This is a genomic window from Streptomyces sp. RKND-216, assembly GCF_004795255.1.
Lineage (GTDB): Bacteria > Actinomycetota > Actinomycetes > Streptomycetales > Streptomycetaceae > Streptomyces > Streptomyces hazeniae.
Genome location: NZ_SSBQ01000002.1, coordinates 2452326 through 2474041 on the forward strand (window position 1 = coordinate 2452326; position 21716 = coordinate 2474041).

The 21716-nt window shown below is 72.8% G+C and carries 21 protein-coding genes; 5 read left to right on the plus strand and 16 right to left on the minus strand.

Annotation, left to right across the window (positions count from 1 at the left end; genetic code table 11):
• Positions 1-53: 53 nt before the first annotated feature.
• Complete coding sequence (locus tag E4198_RS10825) at positions 54-974, plus strand: A/G-specific adenine glycosylase (RefSeq protein WP_136182964.1); 921 nt, start codon at positions 54-56, stop codon at positions 972-974.
• A gap of 103 nt (positions 975-1077) precedes the next feature.
• On the opposite strand, the gene E4198_RS10830 is transcribed toward E4198_RS10825, so the two are convergent.
• From E4198_RS10830 to E4198_RS10840, 3 genes are read right to left on the minus strand one after another with little or no spacing between them, the layout of a single operon-like run.
• On the minus strand, positions 1078-1536 hold the full coding sequence (locus E4198_RS10830) for a VOC family protein (protein WP_136182965.1): 459 nt from the start codon (positions 1534-1536) through the stop codon (positions 1078-1080).
• A gap of 58 nt (positions 1537-1594) precedes the next feature.
• Positions 1595-2023, minus strand: a complete 429-nt coding sequence (locus E4198_RS10835; RefSeq protein ID WP_136182966.1) for a helix-turn-helix transcriptional regulator — start codon at positions 2021-2023, stop codon at positions 1595-1597.
• A gap of 49 nt (positions 2024-2072) precedes the next feature.
• Entirely contained in the window at positions 2073-2642 is a 570-nt protein-coding gene (locus E4198_RS10840) for a PadR family transcriptional regulator (protein ID WP_210732809.1), read from the minus strand.
• Positions 2643-2791: 149 nt separating this feature from the next.
• Between E4198_RS10840 and E4198_RS25795 the strand changes: the two genes are divergently transcribed.
• Positions 2792-3313 (plus strand): DUF1707 domain-containing protein, encoded by a 522-nt coding sequence (locus tag E4198_RS25795; RefSeq protein WP_136182968.1) that lies wholly within the window; start codon positions 2792-2794, stop codon positions 3311-3313.
• Between the two features lie 43 nt (positions 3314-3356).
• On the opposite strand, the gene E4198_RS10850 is transcribed toward E4198_RS25795, so the two are convergent.
• Positions 3357-3815 carry a DinB family protein gene (locus E4198_RS10850; RefSeq protein WP_247597900.1) on the minus strand — a complete coding sequence of 153 codons (459 nt, stop codon included), beginning with the start codon at positions 3813-3815 and terminating at the stop codon, positions 3357-3359.
• Between the two features lie 218 nt (positions 3816-4033).
• Between E4198_RS10850 and E4198_RS10855 the strand changes: the two genes are divergently transcribed.
• The 3 genes from E4198_RS10855 (at position 4034) to E4198_RS10870 (ending at position 8031) form a co-directional block, all read left to right on the plus strand.
• Positions 4034-6640, plus strand: a complete 2607-nt coding sequence (locus E4198_RS10855; RefSeq protein WP_136182970.1) for an NACHT domain-containing protein — start codon at positions 4034-4036, stop codon at positions 6638-6640.
• Positions 6641-6732: 92 nt separating this feature from the next.
• The gene (locus E4198_RS10860) at positions 6733-7113 is read left to right on the plus strand and encodes an SPOR domain-containing protein (RefSeq protein ID WP_136182971.1); all 381 of its coding nucleotides are present in this window, start codon (positions 6733-6735) and stop codon (positions 7111-7113) included.
• A gap of 519 nt (positions 7114-7632) precedes the next feature.
• Entirely contained in the window at positions 7633-8031 is a 399-nt protein-coding gene (locus E4198_RS10870; RefSeq protein ID WP_168711414.1) for a phosphodiester glycosidase family protein, read from the plus strand.
• 154 nt (positions 8032-8185) lie between these two features.
• Here the strand turns inward: E4198_RS10870 and E4198_RS10875 are convergent, their stop codons facing one another.
• The 12 genes from E4198_RS10875 to E4198_RS10935 all read right to left on the minus strand — a co-directional run bounded on the left by E4198_RS10875 (position 8186) and on the right by E4198_RS10935 (position 21642).
• A complete protein-coding gene (locus E4198_RS10875) occupies positions 8186-10714 on the minus strand; it encodes an ATP-dependent Clp protease ATP-binding subunit (RefSeq protein WP_136182974.1) in 2529 nt (842 codons plus the stop codon).
• A 1095-nt stretch (positions 10715-11809) separates the two neighbouring features.
• Positions 11810-12139, minus strand: coding sequence for an Lsr2 family protein (locus E4198_RS10885; RefSeq protein WP_027764100.1), 330 nt, complete (start codon positions 12137-12139; stop codon positions 11810-11812).
• A 143-nt stretch (positions 12140-12282) separates the two neighbouring features.
• Entirely contained in the window at positions 12283-12780 is a 498-nt protein-coding gene (locus E4198_RS10890; RefSeq protein WP_247597901.1) for an amino-acid N-acetyltransferase, read from the minus strand.
• A gap of 180 nt (positions 12781-12960) precedes the next feature.
• Positions 12961-13344, minus strand: coding sequence for a BlaI/MecI/CopY family transcriptional regulator (locus E4198_RS10895; RefSeq protein WP_136182976.1), 384 nt, complete (start codon positions 13342-13344; stop codon positions 12961-12963).
• Positions 13345-13374: 30 nt separating this feature from the next.
• Positions 13375-13593 carry a hypothetical protein gene (locus E4198_RS10900; RefSeq protein ID WP_136182977.1) on the minus strand — a complete coding sequence of 73 codons (219 nt, stop codon included), beginning with the start codon at positions 13591-13593 and terminating at the stop codon, positions 13375-13377.
• Between the two features lie 318 nt (positions 13594-13911).
• Complete coding sequence (locus E4198_RS10905) at positions 13912-14553, minus strand: hypothetical protein (RefSeq protein ID WP_136182978.1); 642 nt, start codon at positions 14551-14553, stop codon at positions 13912-13914.
• A gap of 125 nt (positions 14554-14678) precedes the next feature.
• The gene (locus tag E4198_RS10910; RefSeq protein ID WP_136182979.1) at positions 14679-15473 is read right to left on the minus strand and encodes a type III pantothenate kinase; all 795 of its coding nucleotides are present in this window, start codon (positions 15471-15473) and stop codon (positions 14679-14681) included.
• A gap of 2 nt (positions 15474-15475) precedes the next feature.
• The gene (gene nadC, locus E4198_RS10915) at positions 15476-16567 is read right to left on the minus strand and encodes a carboxylating nicotinate-nucleotide diphosphorylase (protein ID WP_136182980.1); all 1092 of its coding nucleotides are present in this window, start codon (positions 16565-16567) and stop codon (positions 15476-15478) included.
• Positions 16564-18345, minus strand: coding sequence for an L-aspartate oxidase (locus E4198_RS10920; protein ID WP_136182981.1), 1782 nt, complete (start codon positions 18343-18345; stop codon positions 16564-16566). Before E4198_RS10920 ends, nadC begins: the two co-directional genes overlap by 4 nt.
• A gap of 97 nt (positions 18346-18442) precedes the next feature.
• Positions 18443-19393: a pantoate--beta-alanine ligase gene (panC, locus tag E4198_RS10925; RefSeq protein ID WP_136182982.1), complete on the minus strand. Its 951-nt coding sequence runs from the start codon at positions 19391-19393 to the stop codon at positions 18443-18445.
• Positions 19390-20343, minus strand: coding sequence for a DUF2520 domain-containing protein (locus tag E4198_RS10930; protein WP_136182983.1), 954 nt, complete (start codon positions 20341-20343; stop codon positions 19390-19392). The genes panC and E4198_RS10930 overlap by 4 nt, the downstream gene beginning before the upstream one ends.
• A 153-nt stretch (positions 20344-20496) precedes the next feature.
• Positions 20497-21642, minus strand: a complete 1146-nt coding sequence (locus E4198_RS10935; RefSeq protein WP_136182984.1) for an NADH-quinone oxidoreductase subunit D — start codon at positions 21640-21642, stop codon at positions 20497-20499.
• Between the last annotated feature and the right edge of the window lie 74 nt (positions 21643-21716).

Here is a 21716-nt window from a genome sequence, read left to right on the forward strand (position 1 = left end):
CGGCCGCGTGGTCGTTTCTGCGCGGCGTGCCGTCGTGTCAGGATCGCTTTGCCATGACTGCGACCACGGAAACCGCCGCGAACGCCTCCCCGGACCACGACCGGACAGACCTCCACGCGCCAGTCGTCGACTGGTTCGATGCGCATGCCCGCGACCTTCCCTGGCGCCGCCCCGAAGCGGGCGCCTGGGGGGTGATGGTGAGCGAGTTCATGCTGCAGCAGACCCCCGTCAACCGGGTGCTGCCGGTGTACGAGCAGTGGCTCGAACGCTGGCCGCGCCCCGCCGACCTGGCCGCCGAGGCGCCCGGTGAGGCCGTACGCGCCTGGGGCCGGCTCGGCTACCCGCGACGCGCGCTGCGGCTGCACGGGGCCGCCGCCGCCATAGCGGAACGGCACGGCGGCGACGTGCCGAAGAAGCACGCGCAACTACTGGCGCTGCCCGGCGTCGGCGAGTACACCGCCGCGGCGGTGGCCTCGTTCGCCTACGGACAGCGGCACGCCGTACTGGACACCAACGTGCGCCGCGTGTTCGCGCGAGCGGTGGCCGGACGGCAGTACCCACCGAACGCGACCACGGCCGCCGAGCGGAAGCTGGCGCGGGCGCTCGTCCCTCAGGACGAGGCGACCGCGGCACGATGGGCGGCGGCCACGATGGAACTCGGCGCGCTGGTGTGCACGGCGCGCAGTCCGGAGTGCGGCCGCTGCCCGATCGCCGCCCAGTGCGCCTGGCAGCTCGCCGGTGCGCCCCCGCACGAGGGCCCGCCGCGCCGCACCCAGGCCTACGCCGGCACGGACCGGCAGGTGCGCGGCCGACTGCTGGCGGTGCTCCGCGAGTCGACGGCACCGGTGCCGCAGTCCGTGCTGGACCGGGTGTGGCACGAGCCGGTGCAGCGGGCCCGGGCGCTGGACGGCCTGGTCTCGGACGGTCTCGTCGAACCACTCGCCGGAGGCCTCTACCGTCTTCCACACGCCTGACCGCTCGTGCGGCACTCCGCCGCACGCAGCCCCACGGGCGGGTGTCCCCTCCAGGGAGGGGACACCCGCCCGTGGGGGGTGACCCGGCGGCCTGACGGCGGTGTCAGGGGTTCTCGTCGAAGCAGGTGGAATCCCACGGCTTGGACAGGTCCAGCTCCTCCCGCTCCTGGGCCAGCGAGTACCAGTTGCCGCTGGGGTCGCGGAAGATGGCCTCGATCCCGTACGGGCGTTCCTGCGGCTCCTGGAGGAACTCGACGCCCTTCTCCTTGAGCTCCTTGTAGGTGGCGTGGCAGTCGTCGGTGCGAAAGGCGCCGGCACCGAGCACGCCCTTGGTGACCAGGGCGAGCAGCGCCTTGCCGGACTCGGGGTCCAGCCCGGAGCCGTCCGGGCGCATCAGGGTGAGCTGCACCTCCGGCTGGTCCTTCGGGCTGACGGTGATCCACCGCATGTCGCCCATCTCCATGTCGGTGCGCTCGACGAAGCCCAGGGCCTCGACGAAGAACTTCTTGTCGCGTTCCTGGTCGGTGGACCAGACGGTGGTGAGGGCGAGGCTCTTAATCATGAGGAGGCTCCCGAAGGGGTGTGGCGCGGAACGCCTCTCACGGTAGGCAGCGCCGGGCTCACTCCGCTTCTCCAGAATTGCGCTGCCGGAATCCTCCGGTCCACAGCATCGCGTAGCAGCCGGGGATCAGCGCGGCGCCGCTGCGTACGTGCTGCGCGCGGTAGTCGCGGGGCGTGACGCCGGTCTGCTGCTTGAAGCGGGCGGAGAAGGTGCCGACGCTGCTGAAGCCGACGAGCATGCAGATCTCGGTGACCGAGAGGTCCGCCGTGCGCAGCAGCTCCTCGGCCCGCTCGATACGGCGGCGTCCGAGGTACTGGCCGGGGCTCTCCCCGTAGGCGGACTTGAAGGCGCGCACGAAGTGGTAGCGGGAGTATCCGGCGTGTGCGGCCACCGCGTCCAGGTCGAGGCCCGGGTCGGCCCAGTCGCGGTCCATGGCGTCCTTCGCCCTGCGCAGGGCGCGAAGCCGGGCCAGGCCGGGGGTGGTCATGCTCCGATGGTGGCACGGGGGTGTGACAGCGGCGCCCAGACGAGGCAGGTCACTCGTCCGGCCGTTTCCGTGCCGCGTCCGCGGGGCCGGTGATCGCCTCCGGCAGTGCGTCGAACCACTCCGTCACGGCCGTCTCGTAGCGGATGCCGAAGTCGAGGGTGGCCAGTGCCCACGGGTCGTGCCGCCCGGCGCGCACGTCTGCGTCGACGGCCTCCCGTTCGGCGAGGTGACGGGCCAGCCGCTCCCCGTGGACGCGGCGGTTGGCCGCGACGAAGGCGGCCAGGCGTTCGGGGGGCAGGTGCCGGCCGAAGCTCAGGGTGAGCAGCAGGGGGAAGCGGATCTGCTCCGGTTCGGGCTCCCGGTCGAGCCAGGCGAGGAAAGCCTGGCGGCCGGCCTCGGTCAGCGCGTACGGCCGCCGGTCGCGCGGGCCGCGCTCCCCCACCTCGACCAGGCCGTCCTCGGCGAGGCGGGCCAGTTCACGGTAGACCTGGCTGCGGGTGACCGACCAGAATTCGCCGACGGCCCGCTGCGCGACCTCGGCGAGGTCCCAGCCACTCATCGGCCCGGCGTGCAGGAACCCCAGCAGCGAGCCCGCAGTGGCGTTCGGCGTGCGCGGCATGACGTCTCCCCTCCGGGCGACCCGTGACCGTCCGCTGTCGCCGCCGGGGCGTCCCTGAGCAGCCTTGACAGTCCACAGTGGACGGTGAAGCATGGTTGCCCACACTATCTTCCACTGTGGACGGTGGGCCGAGGAAGGAGGCGGTGACCATGCCGCCGAAGACACCGGGCGGTCCGGACGGGCTGCCGGACGGGCCGGGAGCGCCCGGCACACCGCAGCGCGGTGCCCTCCGCGCGTCCGACGACGACCGCGAACGGGTCGTGGCCGAGTTGGGCGACCACCTCGCCGCCGGGCGGCTGGACACCGCCGAGTTCGACGAACGCGCCTCCTCCGCCTACGCCGCGCGCACACTGGGCGAGCTGGACGTCCTGATGACGGACCTGCCCGCGGAGCGGGAGCGCGCGGGGAGCGGCGCGCGGACCTCCCTGGAGAAGGCCGCTTCCCCGGGGCCGGCCCCCGCCGCCCGGCCACAGGACCACAAGGCGCTGAACGTCCGCACCTGGCTCGCCGTCAGCGTCATGGTCACCGGCGTCTGGGGCATCAGCTCCCTCGCTGCCCATCAGCTGCTGAACTTCTGGCCGATGTGGGTCATCGGCCCATGGGGCCTGGGAATCCTCTTCCACGCCCTGAGCGGACGCCGCTCCGGACCCACCGGCGAGGTCGGCGACTGATCCCTCCGGCCCGGCCCCCGTGCCGTCCGCGCCCCGCGTGGGATCAGGCGCCGGTGACGCCGTCGACGCCTTCGCGCAGCAGGTCGGCGTGGCCGTTGTGCCGGGCATACTCGTGAACGAGGTGCAGCATGACCATCCGCAGCGAGACGTCCGACTCCCACTTCGGGTTGTAGCCGGTGACCTCCAGCGAAGGGGCGTCCCGTTCGATGCGCCGGCTGTGCTGCACCTCCGCCTGCCAGGCGTCGAACGCCTCCGCCCGGGTGGCTTCGCCCACGCGGAACGCCTCCTGGTAGTCGCGCTCGTCCGACCACACCCAGCCGACGTCCTCCCCGGCGAGGGTGCGGCGGAACCAGGCCCGTTCCACCTCCGCCATGTGGCGCACCAGGGCGAGCAGCGAGAGGGTGGACGGCGGCATCGACTGGCGCCGCATCTGCTCGTCCGTCAGCCCCTCGCACTTCATGGCGAGCGTCGCCCGGTGGTGGTCGAGGTAGTCGCGCAGCATCTCCCGCTCCCCCGCCGTCGGCGACGGCCTCCTGCGTGTGCCGGTCACGGCGCTTCCCTCTCGCGTGTCGTGTCTTCGGGCGCGACGAGTATCGGACATCGCCGGGTGCGCGCACAACGGTCGGCTGACGGGTCGACGGGCCGGGCCGGAAGACTAGGCTGAGTCGACGACCCGTCAACGGCCGTCGCACGGCCGCCACATGGCCCCGGGGGAGCCCCATGGAACCCGCCGTACGTCTCGCCTCCGGTGTCGCCGCGCCGCTGGTGCGGGAACTGTTCGTGCCGCCGCAGCGGCCGCCCGAGGGCGAGGAGCTGATCGCCGGGACCGTCTCCTTCCGCGGCCTCCACCCCACCACCACCTACGACGACCTGGAGCGGCTGGCACGGGAGTTCGTCCGGCACGGGCTGGACGGCCGCAACCTCCCGATGCGGGAGGACACCGCGGTCGCCGCCGTGCTGGCACGCACTCTGGCCGTGATGGGGGAGCTGGACACCACCGACGTGCAGGCCGTACGGCTGGGACCGCAGGACTGGGCTCGGCTGCTGCGGGCACACGTGCCGGGCGCCGACCGGAAGCTGACCGAGGAGTCGGCCTGGTTCCACGACAGTCTGCTGGTCGCGGTCTGTCTGCACGCGCTGCACCTGTTCGTCCAGCGCTCGCCGTACATCGCCGACCGGCTGCCCGAGAGGAGCCACCGCATCCGCCAGCTCGTGGACCTGGGAGACGTGTCGGCGCTGCGGGAACGGCGACGGCAGCCGTCGCCCGAGGACGCCGCGTTCGAGGAGCGCTACCTGCGCAGCGTCGTCGAGGAGTACAACCGGGTCACCATCTACGGCATCGACCTGCCCAACCCCAACACCCCGGACAGCTGGCCGCTCGAGACCACCTACCTCAGCCTCGGCGCGGAGTTCGGCGTACCCGGGGGCAGGAGCCGGGACGACGCCCCGGCCCCGCCGGAGGGGGGCAGCGCGGCCGGGGACGCCGACCCCGTGATGCCCGCGGACCGCGCGCTCGCCGGCCAGGAACGCGTGCTGCTGCGCGGCGTCGCCGGCTCCGGCAAGACGACCCTCGTGCAGTGGCTCGCGGTGGCCACCGCCCGCGGGCGGCTGCCGGAAGAGCTCGCCGCGCTGCGCGGCCGGGTACCGGTCGTCCTGCCGGTGCGACGCTTCGCGCGCCAGGGCTTCCCCGCGCCGGACGACTTCCTCGACGCCGTCGGCCACCCGCTGGCCGACGAAGCACCCGACGGCTGGATGGCGCGGCTGCTCGCCGACGAACGTGCGCTGCTGCTCGTCGACGGCATCGACGAGGCGCCCGAGGACCAGCGCCCGGCGGTGCGGGACGCGCTGCGCCGCATGATGCGCATCTACAGCGGCACCTGCTGCCTGGTCACCGCGCGGCCGCCGGCAGTGGACGCCGCGTGGCTGGCGGACGAGGGCTTCGACGAGCTGACACTCGCCCCGATGAACCGTGACCAGGTCGCCGCGTTCATCACCGCCTGGCACACCGCCGCCCGTACGGACACCGGCGACGACCACGCGCACCTCGACGAGTACCGCGACCGGCTGCTGCAGACCATTCCGCTCTACCGCGAACTGCGCGGCCTGGCCACCAACCCCCTGATGTGCGGGCTGATCTGCGCGCTGAACCGGGACCGCTCCGGCTCGATGCCCAAGGGGCGCCGCGAACTGTACGAGGCCGCCATGGAGATGCTGCTTCAGCGGCGCGACCCGGAGCGGCGGGTGCTCCACGCGGACGAGGTCCATCTCCAGCGCGCCGCGCGCGAACGGCTGCTGCGCAAGCTGGCGTTCCGGATGCTGCTGGAGGACCGTGCGGTGCTCGGCGAGGCCGCCGCCGTCGAGGAGATCGCCCGCTGCCTGCCCGCCATCCCCGCCGCGGCCGCGCAGGGCACGCCCACGCAGATCTTCGGCCACCTGCTGCAGCGCACCGGCCTGCTGCGGGAACAGGCCGACGGCGCGGTGGAGTTCGTACACCGCACCGTGCAGGACTACCTCGCCGCCAAGGAGGCCGTCGAACGCGGGGACCTCGCGCTGCTGCTGGAGCACGCGCACGAGCCGCAGTGGGAGGAGGTCATCCGGATGGCCGTCGCGCACGCCCGGCCCGGCGAGTGCGGCGAACTGCTGGCCGGGCTGATGGCGCCCGGCAAGGTCGGCATGCAGCGCAACCGGCGCCGCCTGCTGGCCGCCGCCTGCCTGGAACACGTCACCGAACTCGACCCCGTGACCCACGCCCGCATCCGGCGCGAGACCCGGCACATGGTGCGCCCGACCAGCGTCGCCGCCGCCCGCGGCCTGGGCTGGGTGGGCCCGATCGTGCTGGAGATGCTGCCCGACCCGGAGACCGTCGACGACGACGAGGCGTACCGGATCGCGCTGACCGTCACCCGCATCGCCGATGACGCAGCCGTCCACTACCTGTCCCGGCTGCGGCGGCGCCCGTCTCTGCCGCTGACCCTGCGCGCCGAACTGATGCGCGGCTGGAGGAACTTCGACACCGAGCGGTACGCCGAGGACATCGTGGCGCACCTCGACCCCTCGGGACTGTACTTCCCGGTCACCGACCGGGTCGAACTTGCGGTCCTGCGCCGCCTGGGCGGCCGGGAGTGCGTGCAGGTCGCGGGCCATTTCACCCCCGGCGAACTGCTCGCGGGCCTCGACCGCGGACCGCTGCGCCACCTCTGGCTCACCTACGACCTGGGTGTGTCCATGGAGTGGCTGGCGGACTTCCCCTCACTCACCACGCTCCGCGTCAACCCCCGCCTGCCGCGGGTCGGAGGCGTCCCGGAGGGCATCCGGATCATCTCCTGAACGCCTTCGGGCGGGGTGGTGACGGCACGCGGGGCATGACATCGTTCCGCGCGTCCGGCCCGTGAACCGCCGACCACCGCCCGGGAGCGCCCATGGAATCCGCCCGGCTGCGGGGCGCCGGCCACTCCCCGGACACGGAACGCGTCACCTGGCCGCGCGGCTCCGACCGCAGCGGGCTGCTCGGTGTGCGGGTGCGCGTCGGCACGTTCGAGGAACGTGAAGGCGCCGACGCGCTGCAGCGCGCCCTCGCGGCGGACGGTTTCGACGCGATCGTGGAATGGACCGGCTCGGACGGCAACACCGGCACCGGCGAGACACGGGTGAACGTCGCCGTCGTCGACCCCCGGCGCTTCGGCGGTTCACTGGCGGCGAGCCACGGCGAGGGCGTCGCCGGGCGCGAGAAGGTCACCGACATGGCGGCAGCCGGCATGTCGGCGACGCGCTGCTCGCCGTCAACGCGGGCTTCTTCGTGATGGAGGACCGGGACGGCGTGCCCGGCGCGCCCGCCGGCATCGGGGTCTACGACGGCGAGGTCCAGTCCTCGGCGGTGAACGGCCGCATCGCGCTCGTTCTGCGCGGCGACGGGCTGAGGGGCGGAACTCGGGCGGCTGTCGACGGTCTCGCGGATCTCGGCCGACGGGGCACGACGCGAGCTGGACGGCGTGAACCGGCGCCCCGGATCGATCCGCAACTGCGGCGGTGTCGGCGGCGACCGCCCCACGCAACGCCCGCTGCACGACGTCACCTGCACGGACGCGCACGAAGTCGTCCAGTTCACCGACGAGCTGGGAGCGGCAACGCCGGAGGGGGCGGCGTCGAGGCGGTGCTCGACGCGGGCCGGGTGACGGAGCTGCGGCCCCGCGGCGGATCGGTGCCGGAAGGCGGCAGCGTCCTGGCGGGCACCGGCGGCGGCGCGGACTGGCTGCGGGCGCACGCGGAGGCGGGCACGCGGGTGTCTGACGCACCGGGTCGAGGATGCGCGGGGGCGCCCGGTGCGACTCGGTGACGGCGACGACGTGGTGAACGGCGGACCGCAGCTCGTCCGCGACGGACGCGTCGCGCTCACCACGGGCGCGGGTGGCTTCGCCCACCCCGACGGCCCCGGCTTCGCGTACGCGTGGGCGCTGAAGCGGCATCCGCGGACGATGGTCGGCGTGGACGGACGCGGGCGCCTGCTCCTCGTCTCCGCGACGGGACGCCACCCCGGATACAGCGACGGGCTGTCGCTGCACGAGGCGGCACGCTTCATGGAAGCCCTCGGCGCGCGCGGCGCGATGAACCTGGACGGCGGCGGGTCGACCGCGATGGCCCTGCGGGGCGCGTTGCTGACGCGCCCCTCCGACCCGGCGGGTGAGCGGGCGGTCGGCGACGCGCTGCTCCTCCGGAACTGAACCCGAGCACGGCGGTGCCTCGCCCTGCGAGGGCGCCATGGGGCGGCGTGAGGTGTGGAGGGCCGGGCCCGCCCCGCTGCGGGAAAGGGGTGGGGCCCGGCATCAGTGATCAGTGATGCCAGGCCCCGGGGGTCGGTGAGCGGTCGGAGGAGGATTACTCCTTCGAGAGGTTCGGCGTCGAGCCGCCGGCCGCAGCCTCCGCGGGAGGCGCGTCGGGGAGCGTCGACTTCTCCTCGCCGCGGAAGGTGAAGCCCTTCTCGCCGTCCTCGCCGTCCTCCGTCTCGACGACCACGATGTGGCCCGGACGCAGGTCGCCGAAGAGGATCTTCTCCGACAGCAGGTCCTCGATCTCGCGCTGGATCGTCCGGCGCAGCGGCCGGGCGCCCATCACGGGGTCGTAGCCCTTCTTGGCGAGCAGTTCCTTGGCCTCCGTGGACAGCTCGATACCCATGTCCCGGTCCTTCAGCCGCTCGTCGACCTGGGCGATCATCAGGTCCACGATCTGGATGATGTCCTCGGGCGTGAGCTGGTGGAAGACCACCGTGTCGTCGACACGGTTGAGGAACTCCGGGCGGAAGTGCTGCTTCAGCTCGTCGTTGACCTTGGCCTTCATGCGCTCGTAGCCGGTCTTGACGTCACCCTGGCCGGCGAAGCCGAGGTTGAAGCCCTTGGAGATGTCACGGGTGCCGAGGTTGGTGGTCATGATGATGACCGTGTTCTTGAAGTCCACGACCCGGCCCTGGGAGTCGGTCAGGCGACCGTCCTCCAGGATCTGCAGCAGCGAGTTGAAGATGTCCGGGTGGGCCTTCTCGACCTCGTCGAAGAGGACCACGGAGAACGGCTTGCGGCGCACCTTCTCGGTGAGCTGGCCGCCCTCCTCGTAGCCCACGTAGCCGGGCGGGGAGCCGAACAGCCGGGAGACGGTGTGCTTCTCGCTGAACTCCGACATGTCGAGGGAGATCAGCGCGTCCTCGTCGCCGAAGAGGAATTCGGCGAGCGTCTTGGACAGCTCCGTCTTACCGACGCCGGACGGGCCGGCGAAGATGAACGAGCCGCCGGGCCGCTTCGGGTCCTTGAGGCCCGCGCGGGTACGCCGGATGGCCTGCGACAGCGCCTTGATGGCGTCCCTCTGCCCGATGACGCGCTTGTGCAGCTCGTCCTCCATGCGGAGCAGGCGCGAGGACTCCTCCTCGGTCAGCTTGAAGACCGGGATGCCGGTGGCCGTGGCGAGGACCTCGGCGATGAGCTCCTCGTCGACCTCGGCGACGACGTCCATGTCGCCGGCCTTCCACTCCTTCTCCCGCTTCGCCTTCTGGGCGAGGAGCTGCTTCTCCGTGTCGCGGAGCGAGGCGGCCTTCTCGAAGTCCTGCGAGTCGATCGCGGACTCCTTGTCCCGGCGGACGTTCGCGATCTTCTCGTCGAACTCGCGGAGGTCCGGCGGCGCGGTCATCCGGCGGATGCGCATGCGCGAGCCGGCCTCGTCGATGAGGTCGATCGCCTTGTCCGGCAGGAAGCGGTCGGAGATGTACCGGTCGGCGAGTGTGGCCGCGCCGACCAGGGCGGCGTCGGTGATGGAGACGCGGTGGTGCGCCTCGTACCGGTCGCGGAGGCCCTTGAGGATCTCGATGGTGTGCGGCAGCGACGGCTCCGCCACCTGGATGGGCTGGAAACGGCGCTCCAGGGCCGCGTCCTTCTCCAGGTGCTTGCGGTACTCGTCGAGCGTCGTGGCACCGATGGTCTGCAGCTCGCCACGGGCCAGCATCGGCTTGAGGATGCTGGCGGCGTCGATCGCGCCCTCGGCGGCGCCGGCGCCGACCAAGGTGTGCAACTCGTCGATGAACAGGATGATGTCGCCGCGGGTGCGGATCTCCTTGAGCACCTTCTTCAGGCGCTCCTCGAAGTCACCGCGGTAGCGGGAACCGGCGACCAGCGCGCCCAGGTCGAGGGTGTAGAGGTGCTTGTCCTTGAGGGTCTCGGGCACCTCGCCCTTGACGATGGCCTGCGCCAGCCCTTCGACGACGGCGGTCTTGCCGACGCCGGGCTCGCCGATGAGCACCGGGTTGTTCTTGGTGCGGCGGGACAGCACCTGCATGACCCGCTCGATCTCCTTCTCGCGCCCGATGACCGGGTCGAGCTTGGATTCGCGGGCGGCCTGCGTCAGGTTGCGGCCGAACTGGTCCAGCACGAGAGAGGTGGACGGCGTGCCCTCGGCGGGGCCGCCTGCCGTGGCCGCCTCCTTGCCGCCGGAGTAACCGGAGAGCAGCTGGATGACCTGCTGCCGCACCCGGTTGAGGTCCGCGCCCAGCTTCACGAGGACCTGGGCGGCGACACCCTCGCCCTCGCGAATCAGGCCGAGCAGGATGTGCTCGGTCCCGATGTAGTTGTGGCCGAGCTGAAGGGCCTCGCGGAGCGACAGCTCCAGGACCTTCTTGGCACGAGGCGTGAAGGGGATGTGGCCGGAGGGCGCCTGCTGGCCCTGGCCGATGATCTCCTCCACCTGCTGGCGGACTGCCTCGAGCGAAATCCCGAGGCTCTCCAGGGCCTTAGCGGCGACACCCTCTCCTTCGTGGATCAGTCCCAGAAGGATGTGCTCGGTGCCGATGTAGTTGTGGTTGAGCATCCGGGCTTCTTCCTGAGCCAGGACGACAACCCGCCGCGCGCGGTCGGTGAACCTCTCGAACATCGTTAATCGCTCCTCAGAGCGGTCAGGCAAGAAGGGGTCGGTCCCCTCCCCGTCCTTCCGCAGCTTAGTCCCGCAACGGGGGACCGCTCATTCCAACTGCCGACAGCCGCCCGCAGGCTCCCGCCCAGGACGGCCGGCACCAGTACCAACCCGATGGTGCGAGACGATGTTCCCGCAGGCCAGGCGCATTCACCCTGATCCACTACGCCGACGGCGAACGGCCCCGCGTCGACACGCCCGCCATGGTCCTCCATCGTCGTCTCACACCCCCGTCCCACTAGGGACTTCTTACCCTCCGGCACCGACAGTCCATGCGTCGTGCACGCTGTGTCGCGAACGGATCAGCTCATGGCGAACACTCTTGCGGGCCGGGCCGACGGCGGGGCGGCGGCCGCAACAGGACCGGGGCGTGACCGGGGGCGGCTTCCGCAGTTGCTCCGGCCATGACCGAATCAGCTTCGCGCACCACAACCCCCTGCCGACCGGGCCGCCGCGCCGACCGGCCCGCGTCCGCCGGACCCGCAGCGGGCGCACCGTCCTCGCCCACCGGCCCGGAGCCCGCTGATCCCGCAGCCGCGCACTCCGGAATCGCAGTGGCGGGCGTCGTGGGAGTGGTGGGAGGAAGCGCGCGGACCCACCGGCCCCGGGGCGAGCGCCCTGGTTCGCACTGGGCGTGTGCTTCGACGCCCTTCGGCTTTCCGCGGCGGCCGGGATGCCGCTGCTGGCCCGCACGCGGACCGCGGGGCCCGCAGTGCGGGCCGGGGCGGACATGTGGCTGATCGTCGCAGAGGGGGCCGCCGAGGAGCTCCCAGGGCTGCTTCGCTGGCTCGAGTGGGGCACGCTGCCCCACAGGGCCGGGCTGGCGGCCCTGGGCGCGGGCGCCCGCATGCCCGCACCCGTCGGCGGGGCAGGCCGGCCGGAGGGCGGCGGAAGTCCGTGGGAGGCCGCGGTGTGGTTGCGGCCTCCCCAGCCGGGACCTGACGGGAGGCAGCGGCTCCCCGCCGTGTCGATCGGCCGCCCGACCGCGGGTGCGCCCGATCTCGTACGCCTCGTCGACGCCGCGGCGACGGAATGCCACCGCGCTCTGCTCCGGCGTCAGCCGTTGGCCTTTTCGTAGGCCTCCCGCACGGTCGCGGGAACGCGCCCGCGGTCGTTGACCTCGTAACCGTTCTCCTTCGCCCAGGCGCGGATCTTCGCGGTGTCGGGGCTACCGGACGAGGAACGCCCGCCCTTTCCGCGGGAAGAACGGCCACCGGTACGGCGACCGGCCTTCACGAAGTCAGCCAGCGCGTCACGGAGCTTGTCCGCGTTGCCGGTGTTGAGGTCGATCTCGTAGGTCTTGCCGTCCAGAGCAAAGGTCACCGTCTCGTCCGCCTCGCCGCCGTCGAGGTCGTCGACAAGAAGCACCTGCACCTTCTGCGCCACGGGGTTCTCCCATTCGTCTTCGAATACGGATTACAGATACCGACGATGGAAGGAAACCGCTTTTCTCCGGGAAACACAAACCCTCGGCCGACTTCCCGGGCGATCGCCGCTCCGCACAGCGGGACCTTTCGGACATCTGACTGCTACAGATGCAGGAGCATCCGGCTGTTGCCGAGGGTGTTCGGCTTCACCCGTTCGAGACCGAGGAACTCCGCGACGCCTTCGTCATAGGAACGCAACAGCTCGCTGTAGACATCACCGTCCACCGGCGTCTCACCGATCTCCGTGAAGCCGTGCCGGGTGAAGAACTCGACTTCGAAGGTGAGGCAGAAAATGCGGCGCACTCCGAGCCAGCGCGCGGTCTGCACCAGCTTCTCCAGGAGCTGGTGGCCGACGCCGGTGCCCTTCAGACCGGGGTCCACGGCGAGCGTCCTGACCTCGGCCAGGTCCTCCCACATCACGTGCAGCGCACCACAGGCGACGACCTCCGCGTCGTGGTCGCGTTCCGCCACCCAGAACTCCTGGATGTCCTCGTAAAGCGTCACCGTGGCTTTGTCGAGCAGGATGCGGTCCCGCGAGTAGGCGTCGAGGAGCCGGCGGACGGTACGGACATCACTCGTTCGCGCGCGCCGCACCGTCACCGCGACAGGCGCCTTCTCGAGACCGTGCGCGTCTGCCCGGTCGCGCGCCGCGTTCGTCCCGGCGTTTGCGTCGGCGTTCCGGTCGGTGTTCCGCTTCGCGTTCCGGTCGACGTTCGGTGAAGGGGCGGTCGTCGCGGCTTCTGGAGTGGTCCGGGGATCTGCCATACCGCGACGCTATCTCTACGTCGAGTCGACGCGCACACCGCTCAGCTGTACGACCCGCAGAGCAGCCCGCAGCGCCTCCGACTGTTCGGCCGACATCATGCCGAAGAAGTCCACGAGAGCGGCGGCACTGTTGCCGCTCGCCGACCACGCCTGATGCATCAGGGCAGCGGAGTACGCGGCCCGCGTGGAGACAGCCGCATATCGATAGGCCCGCCCCTCCTGCTCCCGTCGCAACCAGCCCTTCTGGTGAAGGTTGTCCATTACGGTCATCACGGTGGTGTACGCGATCGTCCGCTGCTCCTGCAGATCTTCCAGGACTTCCCGCACGGTGACTGGGCGGTTCCACTGCCATACCCGCGTCATCACGGCGTCTTCCAACTCTCCCAATGGCCGAGGCACGGGAGAATAATAGGCGCAGATGGGATGAATTCAGCTGTCCGTTGCGCGCGCGGCCGCGTCCGCGGAAGAGGCGGAGCGGGCGGCGACCGGACGGTGCGCGCCGTCGGCGGCGGAGTCCAGTGCCGCGTCGACGGCGGCGTCCTCCTTCGCCTTGTTGGCACCGCCCTGGTTCTTCACGATCGTCACCACGAGGGCGGTGAAGCCGATCGCCATGACGAGGGGCGGGGTGAGGGCGGCGACGTAGTCCATGCCGGGGGCTCCTTGCGAAGGGGCGCGTGCGGGCGCATGTGCGCCCTTCAGCCTAGCGCCGGGCCGCCGGCATCTGGGGGGCGGGCGGCATCTGCACCCCTGCGTGCCGGGTCCGGGCGCCGCACCGCGACGCAGGGCGTGGCAGGCGAGCCCCCTGCACCGTTCCGGCACGGGTACCGGCCACGGCGAGCGAGCGGCCCTCGGGCATCCCGTTCGGTGCGTCTCCCCTCCACCGGACCCCGGACGGCTCGAGGAAGCCCCGTCCGCCCAGTGCCGACCGATGGGGGCGGGGTCGTGTTCGGCGACGACGTACGGCGGTCAGGCGGGGAGCGCGTGGGCCTCCTCGGGCGGGGTGGTGGAGGGGCGGCGCCGCGGGGGGAAGACCTCGCCGGGGGTCGGGACGGGGCGGCGGCCCGGCTGCGGCGCGGGCTTGGCCGGTTCCCGGCGCGGCTCCTTGGGGGGCTCCTTCTTCGGGTCCCGCTTGGGCTTCTCCTCGGCCAGGTCCGGCTCCGCCCGCACGGCGGCGCGCCCGCCGGGCAGGACGAGCAGCCGGCCACGTACGACCTGCTCGGCGAGGCTCTCGCAGCGCCGCAGGAGTTCCGCGCGGCGTTCGGACGCGGTCCGCCCGGCAGGCGCCCGGGCGAGCGTACGGAGGGCGTTCAGGTCTTCCGGACGAGGCAGGTAGCCGGCCGCGAGGGCGCCGTCGAGCAGGTCGAGGTACCCGCCCGCGGTGCCCGGCAGGGCGGCGCGGTAGCGGGCGAGATCCGCGAGGAGGAAGGACCGGAGCCGGTGCCCCTCGCGCTCGGCCTCGTCGAGGGATTCGGTGAGCTGCAGGACCTCCCGGACCTCCCATGCGGAGGCGCGGCTGGACTGGAGGGCTACGGCGAGGGCGCCTCGGAGCACACGCAGCTCGTCCGCGCTGAACGCCATGCCACCTCGGGAACCGTAGGGCGTAGGCATGGTCCGACTGTACGAGCTTGTCCGACTAAAGTGCATTATCGCCCATTCTGCGGGCGTGGCGGACGGACGTCCTCCACGCCCTTCCCCGCGGCGGGGGCCCGCAGGCGCGGCGGCGTCCGCCGCCCTCAGCGCGCGACGTTGCGGTCGTAGACCAGACGGAGGCCCACCAGCGTGAGCCAGGGCTCGTGCTCGTCGATGAGCTCGGCTTCGCCGAGCACCATGGGCGACAGCCCTCCGGTGGCGATGACCGTGACGTCGTCGGGGTCGTCCGCGAGCTCGGCGGCCATCCGCCGGACGACACCGTCGACCTGGCCCGCGAAGCCGTACAGGATGCCGGCCTGCATGGCCTCGACCGTGTTCTTGCCGATGACGCTGCGCGGGCGGGCCAGCTCGATCTTGCGCAGCTGGGCGCCGCGGACGCCGAGCGCGTCGACGGAGATCTCGATGCCGGGGGCGATCGCGCCGCCGACGTACTCCCCCTTCGCGGAGACCGCGTCGAACGTCGTGGCGGTGCCGAAGTCGACGACGACGCAGGGGCCGCCGTAGAGCTCGACGGCGGCGAGCGCGTTGATGATGCGGTCGGCGCCGACCTCCTTGGGGTGGTCCATCAGGATCGGCACCCCGGTCTTGACACCGGGCTCGACGAGCACGGCGGGGATGTCGCCGTAGTAGCGGCGGGTGACCTCGCGCAGTTCGTGCAGCACGGCCGGGACCGTGGAGCAGATGGCGATGCCCTCGATGTTGTCGCCGAGCTCCTCGCCGAGCAGCGGGTGCATGCCCATCAGGCCCTGGAGCAGGACGGCCAGTTCGTCGGCCGTACGGCTGGCATCGGTGGAGATGCGCCAGTGCTCGACGATGTCCTCGCCGTCGAAGAGGCCGAGGACGGTGTGCGTGTTGCCGACGTCGATGGTGAGCAGCATGGTCAGGCGCCCTCCCCCGCGCCGGCGGGCCGGTCGCCGGTGACGTCGCGCAGGTCCAGGCCGATGTCGAGGACGGGTGAGGAGTGAGTCAGCGCGCCCACGGCGAGGTAGTCGACGCCGGTCGCGGCGTACGCGGCCGCGTCGGCGAGGGTCAGCCGTCCGGACGACTCCAGCCGGGCGCGCCCGGCGACGAGGCCGACGGCCTCGGCGGTCTCCTCGGGGGTGAAGTTGTCGAGCAGGATCAGGTCGGCGCCTTCCGCGAGGACGGGTTCGATCTGGTCGAGGCGGTCGACCTCGACCTCGATCTCCAGCCCGGGGAACTCCTCCCGCACCGCCTTGAATGCCTGCGCGACGCCGCCGGCCGCGATGACGTGGTTGTCCTTGATCAGCGCCGCGTCGCAGAGGGAGAAGCGGTGGTTGACGCCGCCGCCACAGCGCACGGCGTACTTCTCCAGCGCGCGCAGCCCGGGGGTCGTCTTGCGGGTGTCGCGCACCCGGGCGGACGTGCCGGCGAGGGCGTCGGCCCAGGCGCGGGTGGCCGTGGCGATCCCGGAGAGGCGGCCGAGAAGGTTGAGGGCACTGCGTTCGCCCGTCAGCAGGTCGCGGGTTCGGGTGCGGACGGTCAGCAGCTTCCGGCCCGGCGTGACGCGGTCGCCGTCCTCGGCGTGCCGCTCGACTTCGAACTCGTCGGTGCACACCACCGACAGCACCGCCTCGGCGATGCGCAGACCGGCGACGGTGCCCGCCTCGCGGGCGGTGAAGTCGCCGACGGCGACGGCGTCCTCGGGCACGGTCGCCACGGTCGTCACGTCCACGCCGTGGTCGAGGTCCTCCTCGATGGCCAGGTGCGCGACGTCCTCCACCTGCACCGGGTCCAGACCGGCGTCGACCAGCAGCCGGGCCAGGTCGGGGTCGAGACCGCAGTCCAGCGGGTCGAAGACGTCGTCGTCCGCTCCGCCCGCACCGCAGCCGCACGCGTCGCCGCAGCCGCCGGACGCGGACGGGGCGGCACCGGCGGCCGGGCCGCCGATCTGGAGCAGCGGCACGTCCACGGGCTGCGGACGGCGTTCTTCGTCGGAGGAGGGGCTGGTCACGGGTACTCCTTGCGGATGACCGGGCTTACGGGCGGGAAGACCGTCGAGTCGGTCGTGGTGAGGTCGAGCGTGTCGAGCGTAGGGCTCTGCGCGTCGGGGCGCAGGGTGATGACGAGATGGCGGCGCCAGGCGGCGTCGTCCCGGTCGGGACGGTCCTCGCGCCAGTGGCAGCCGCGGGTCTCGGCGCGGCGGAGGGCGGCGGCGGTCAGGGCGCGCGCGACCAGGTGGAGGTTGGCGGTCTCCCAGGTGTCGACGCCGGGTTCGGCGGTCTTCGCGGGGGCGGCGGCCGAACCGGCGGCGGGCAGCGCGTCGAGCGCGGCGGACGCACGGGCGAGGCTGTCCGCGGACCGGAGCACGCCCACGCCGTGCGTCATGATCCGCTGGATCTCGGCCCGTGCCTCGGGAGGGAGCAGCGGGGCGTGCGCGGTGGCGGTCGCGCCGGGCGTGGCCTCTTCGCGCGCCTCTTCGGGGGCAGAAGCCGTCATGCGCGCGTCCGCCACGGCGTCCGCGATGCGCTCCGCGAAGACCAGGCCCTCCAGAAGGGAGTTGGAGGCCAGGCGGTTGGCGCCGTGGACGCCGGTGCACGCGGTCTCGCCGCACGCGTACAGCCCGGGGACGGTCGTCCGGCCGTGCAGGTCGGTGCGCACGCCGCCGGACGCGTAGTGCGCGGCGGGGGCGACCGGGATCGGGGCGGTGACCGGGTCGATGCCGTGCGCACGGCAGGCGGCGAGGATCGTCGGGAACCGCGACTCCCACATCACCGCACCGAAGTGGCGGGCGTCCAGGTACATGTGGGCGGCACCCTGCTCGCGCATCCGCCGCATGATGCCCTTCGCGACGATGTCCCGGGGGGCGAGTTCGGCGAGTTCGTGCTGCCCCTGCATGAACCGCACGCCGTCGGCGTCGACCAGGTGCGCGCCCTCACCGCGTACCGCCTCGGAGATCAGCGGCTGCTGCCCCTCGGCGTCGGGTCCCAGGTAGAGCACGGTCGGGTGGAACTGCACGAACTCGACGTCGCTGACCTCCGCGCCGGCGCGGAGCGCGAGGGCGACGCCGTCACCGGTGGAGACGGCCGGATTGGTGGTGGCCGAGAAGATCTGCCCCATACCGCCGGTCGCCAGGACGACGGCCGGCGCCCGCACGGCACCCACGCCGTCGTGCTGGCCCTCGCCCATCACGTGCAGCGTGACGCCCGCGGTGTGGCCGTCCGGGGTGGTGAGCAGGTCGAGGACGAGCGCGTTCTCGACGGTGCGGACGGCCTTCGCGCGGGCCGCGGCGACGAGGGCCCGGGAGATCTCCGCGCCGGTCGCGTCGCCCCCGGCATGCGCGATGCGGCTGCGGTGGTGCCCGCCCTCGCGGGTGAGAGCGATCTCGCCGGTGGTGGCGGAGAGGTCGAACTGGGCGCCGGCCGCGATCAGCCGCCGGACGGCGGCGGGGCCGTCCGTGACCAGAGTGCGCACGGCCTCCTCGTCGCAGAGGCCGGCCCCGGCGACCAGGGTGTCGTCGAGGTGCTGCTCCGGAGTGTCGCCCTCGCCCAGGGCCGCGGCGATGCCGCCCTGCGCCCAGCGGGTCGAACCGTCGTCGAGCCGCGCCTTGGTCACGACCACGGTGCGCAGGCCGGTGTCCGCGCAGCGGAGGGCGGCGGTGAGGCCGGCGACGCCGGAGCCGACGACCACGACGTCCGCGTCCAGGGTCCAGCCGGGCGCGGGGGCGACGAGCGCCGCGCGCGGCGCGCGCCCTCCCGGGCCGGCGCCGGGTATGCCGGTGCGGCTGCTCATGCGGGGCCTCCTGCGGCACGGAAAGGCTGCGGCCCCGCACCGGCAGCGGCGGACGGTTCCACGTGGAACGACGGGGGAGGGAACGCCGGGGGCCGGATCACGTGGAACCCTCCGGAAAGGGGAGGGGGATGTTGTCGATAAGCCGCGTGGTGCCGACGCGGGCCGCGACGGCGAGGACCGCCTCGCCGGTGAAGGCGGCAGCGGCTTCCGTGAAGTCGGACGGGTCGACCAGCGTGAGGTAGTCGAGGGTCACCGGGGGCGTGCCGTCGGCCGCCGGGGCGAGCACGCGGTGCGCGGCCGCGCGGGCGTCCTCCGGTCCGGCGCCCCGGGCCACCGCGTCGCGCGCCGCGAACAGTGCGCGGGACAGCGCGAGCGCCGCCCGCCGCTCCTGCGGCGCGAGGTACCGGTTGCGGCTGGACAGCGCCAGACCGTCGGGTTCGCGGACCGTGTCCACGCCGACGATGTCCACCGGGAAGTTCAGGTCCCGCACCATGCGGCGGATCAGGGCGAGCTGCTGCGCGTCCTTGCGGCCGTAGAAGGCCAGGTCGGGCTCGGTCAGGTGGAGGAGCTTGGCGACGACGGTGAGCATCCCGTCGAAGTGGCCGGGGCGGAAGGCACCCTCCAGGCGCTCCCCCATGGGTCCGGCGGCTATCTGCACCTGCGGCTCTCCGCCGGGGTAGACCTCGCCCACGCCGGGGGCGAAGACCACGTCGGCGCCCGCGTCGACGGCGAGGACGACGTCGGCGTCCAGGGTGCGCGGGTACCGGTCGAGGTCTTCTCCGGCACCGAACTGGAGCGGGTTGACGAAGACGGTGACGAGCACCTGCCCGCGGTCTCCCACGGCCTCGCGCGCGGCGCGGACGAGTGCGGCGTGGCCGTCGTGCAGGGCGCCCATGGTCATGACGACCGCACGGCGTCCGGCGTCGGCGCCTCGCCGGCGCGGCAGCGCCGCGTGCAGCGCGGCCGCGCTGCGGGCGAGGCGGGGCGTGACGGCCGGGGCGGCCCCGGGACGCGTGTCCGTACGGCTTCCGGAGCCGGATGTCGTCATCGCGTGCCTCCGCTCTCGTTGCCGGACGCGCCCAGCACGTCCAGCAGGTCCTCGGCGTGTTCCGGCTTGAGCAGGCCGTGCGCGAGCGCCCGGTCAGCGGTCGTACGGGCCATCGCGAGGTAGCCGGCGACAGCGTGCGGCGCGTGGGCGCGGAGTTCGGTGATGTGGGCGGCTACCGTGCCGGCGTCGCCGCGGGCGACGGGCCCGGTGAGGGCCGCGTCGCCGGAGCGCAGCGCGTTGTCGAGGGCGGCGCCGAGCAGCGGGCCGAGCATCCGGTCGGGGGCGCCGACGCCCGCCTCGCGGAGCAGTTCCATCGACTGGGCGACCAGGGTGACCAGGTGGTTCGCGCCGAGCGCCAGGGCGGCGTGGTACAGCGGGCGGACCTCCTCGGCGATCCACTCCGGTTCCCCGCCCATCTCGATGACCAGCGCCTCGGCGGCGAGCCGCAGCTCCTCCGGCGCGGTCACGCCGAACGAGCAGCCGCCCAGCCGCTGCACGTCGACCGGCGTACCGGTGAAGGTCATCACCGGGTGCAGGGCGAGTGGCAGGGCTCCTGCCTGCAGCGCCGGCCGGAGGACGTCGATGCCGTAGCGGCCGGAGGTGTGGACGAGGAGCTGGCCGGGCCGTACGGCGCCGGTCCCGGCGAGTCCGGTGACCAGGCCGGGCAGCGCGTCGTCGGGGACGGTGAGCAGGACGAGGTCGGACCGGGCCAGCACCTCGCCGGGGTCGACCAGCGGCACTCCGGGGAGCAGGGTCTCGGCGCGGCGGCGGGAGGCGTCGGAGACGCCGGACGCGGCCACCGGCCGGTGGCCGGCCTGCCGCAGCGCGGCGGCCAGCGCCGAGCCGACGCGGCCGGCGCCGACGACGCCCACGGCGAGGCGCGCCGGCCGGTCCTCGGCGCGCGCGGCCTCCGGCTGCCGGCCCGTTCCGGACGGGTGCTGTGGGTGCACGGAGTGGAACCTTCCGTTTGCCGTTCCGGTCCGCTGCCGGGTACCGGACGTTCCCGGCCATGTTATGCCCTGGCCGCGGCCGGGCCGGGCGCGGTGTGACGAGCCGGACGGCCCGTCCGCCGGGATCCGCGAGCCGGAGCGGCGCCCCGTGCGCTACTTGTCGATGTCGCCGACGACGAAGAAGAAGGAGCCGAGGATAGCGACCATGTCGGCGACCAGGGTGCCGGGGAGCAGTTCGGTGAGGGCCTGGATGTTGTTGTAGGAGGCGGAGCGCAGTTTCAGGCGGTAGGGCGTCTTCTCGCCCTTGGAGACCAAGTAGTAGCCGTTGAGCCCGAGCGGGTTCTCGGTCCAGGTGTAGGTCGCGCCCTCGGGGGCCTTGAGCACCTTGGGCAGCCGCTGGTTGACGGGACCGGGCGGGAGGTCGGCGATGCGGTCGAGGCAGGCGTCGGCGAGGTCGAGGGAGTTGTGGGCCTGGCCGAGCAGCACCTCGAACCGGGCCAGGCAGTCGCCCTCCGGGCGGGTCACCACCCGGAGCACGTCGCCCAGCTCTCCATAGGCCAGATACGGCTCGTCCCGTCGCAGGTCGAAGTCGACGCCGGAGGCACGGGCGAGGGGCCCGCTGACGCCGTACGCGTGCACGGTCTCCGGCGCGAGAATGCCCACGTCGCGGGTGCGGCCGCGGAAGATCTCGTTGCCGAGGACGAGGCGGTCGAAGACGTCCATCCGGGACCGGACGTCGGCGACGGCGCGGCGGGCGCGGCCGAGCCAGCCGGCGGGCAGGTCCTCCTTCAGGCCCCCGACCCGGTTGAACATGTAGTGCATGCGCCCGCCGGAGACCTCCTCCATCACGTTCTGCAGCTCCTCGCGCTCGCGGAACGCGTGGAAGACGGGCGTGATGCCGCCGAGTTCCAGGGGGTAGGAGCCGAGGAACATCAGGTGATTGAGGACCCGGTTGAGTTCGGCGAGGAGGGTGCGCAGCCACACCGCGCGCTCGGGCACCTCCATGCCGAGCATGCGTTCGACGCCGAGGACGACGCCCAGCTCGCTGGAGAAGGCGGACAGCCAGTCGTGGCGGTTGGCCAGGACGATGATCTGACGGTAGTCACGCGCCTCGAACAGCTTCTCCGCGCCGCGGTGCATGTAGCCGATGACGGGCTCGGCCGCGCCGATGCGTTCGCCGTCCAGGGTGAGCCGCAGCCGCAGCACACCATGCGTGGACGGATGCTGCGGGCCGATGTTGAGCACCATATCGGTGCTCTCCGCGGCGCCCCCGATGCCGACCGTCGTCGTCTGCGTCATGACGTCCAGTCTGTCAGCACCGCGGCGGCGAGGAGGAGACGGGCGGCCCGCACGTCCTCCTCCGGGCGGATACG

Bases quoted from the DNA above. Each gene is read 5' to 3' on its own strand.
- E4198_RS10900 (WP_136182977.1), bottom strand. From the start codon at position 13,593: ATGGACTACGTCGCCGCCCTCACCCCGCCCCTCGTCATGGCGATCGGC.
- E4198_RS10905 (WP_136182978.1), bottom strand. From the start codon at position 14,553: ATGCCTACGCCCTACGGTTCCCGAGGTGGCATGGCGTTCAGCGCGGAC.
- E4198_RS10825 (WP_136182964.1), top strand. From the start codon at position 54: ATGACTGCGACCACGGAAACCGCCGCGAACGCCTCCCCGGACCACGAC.
- E4198_RS25795 (WP_136182968.1), top strand. From the start codon at position 2,792: ATGCCGCCGAAGACACCGGGCGGTCCGGACGGGCTGCCGGACGGGCCG.
- E4198_RS10840 (WP_210732809.1), bottom strand. From the start codon at position 2,642: ATGCCGCGCACGCCGAACGCCACTGCGGGCTCGCTGCTGGGGTTCCTG.
- panC (WP_136182982.1), bottom strand. From the start codon at position 19,393: ATGACGACATCCGGCTCCGGAAGCCGTACGGACACGCGTCCCGGGGCC.
- E4198_RS10920 (WP_136182981.1), bottom strand. From the start codon at position 18,345: ATGAGCAGCCGCACCGGCATACCCGGCGCCGGCCCGGGAGGGCGCGCG.
- E4198_RS10860 (WP_136182971.1), top strand. From the start codon at position 6,733: ATGGAATCCGCCCGGCTGCGGGGCGCCGGCCACTCCCCGGACACGGAA.
- E4198_RS10835 (WP_136182966.1), bottom strand. From the start codon at position 2,023: ATGACCACCCCCGGCCTGGCCCGGCTTCGCGCCCTGCGCAGGGCGAAG.
- E4198_RS10910 (WP_136182979.1), bottom strand. From the start codon at position 15,473: ATGCTGCTCACCATCGACGTCGGCAACACGCACACCGTCCTCGGCCTC.
- E4198_RS10850 (WP_247597900.1), bottom strand. From the start codon at position 3,815: ATGCTGCGCGACTACCTCGACCACCACCGGGCGACGCTCGCCATGAAG.
- E4198_RS10830 (WP_136182965.1), bottom strand. From the start codon at position 1,536: ATGATTAAGAGCCTCGCCCTCACCACCGTCTGGTCCACCGACCAGGAA.
- E4198_RS10935 (WP_136182984.1), bottom strand. From the start codon at position 21,642: ATGACGCAGACGACGACGGTCGGCATCGGGGGCGCCGCGGAGAGCACC.
- E4198_RS10875 (WP_136182974.1), bottom strand. From the start codon at position 10,714: ATGTTCGAGAGGTTCACCGACCGCGCGCGGCGGGTTGTCGTCCTGGCT.
- E4198_RS10855 (WP_136182970.1), top strand. From the start codon at position 4,034: ATGGAACCCGCCGTACGTCTCGCCTCCGGTGTCGCCGCGCCGCTGGTG.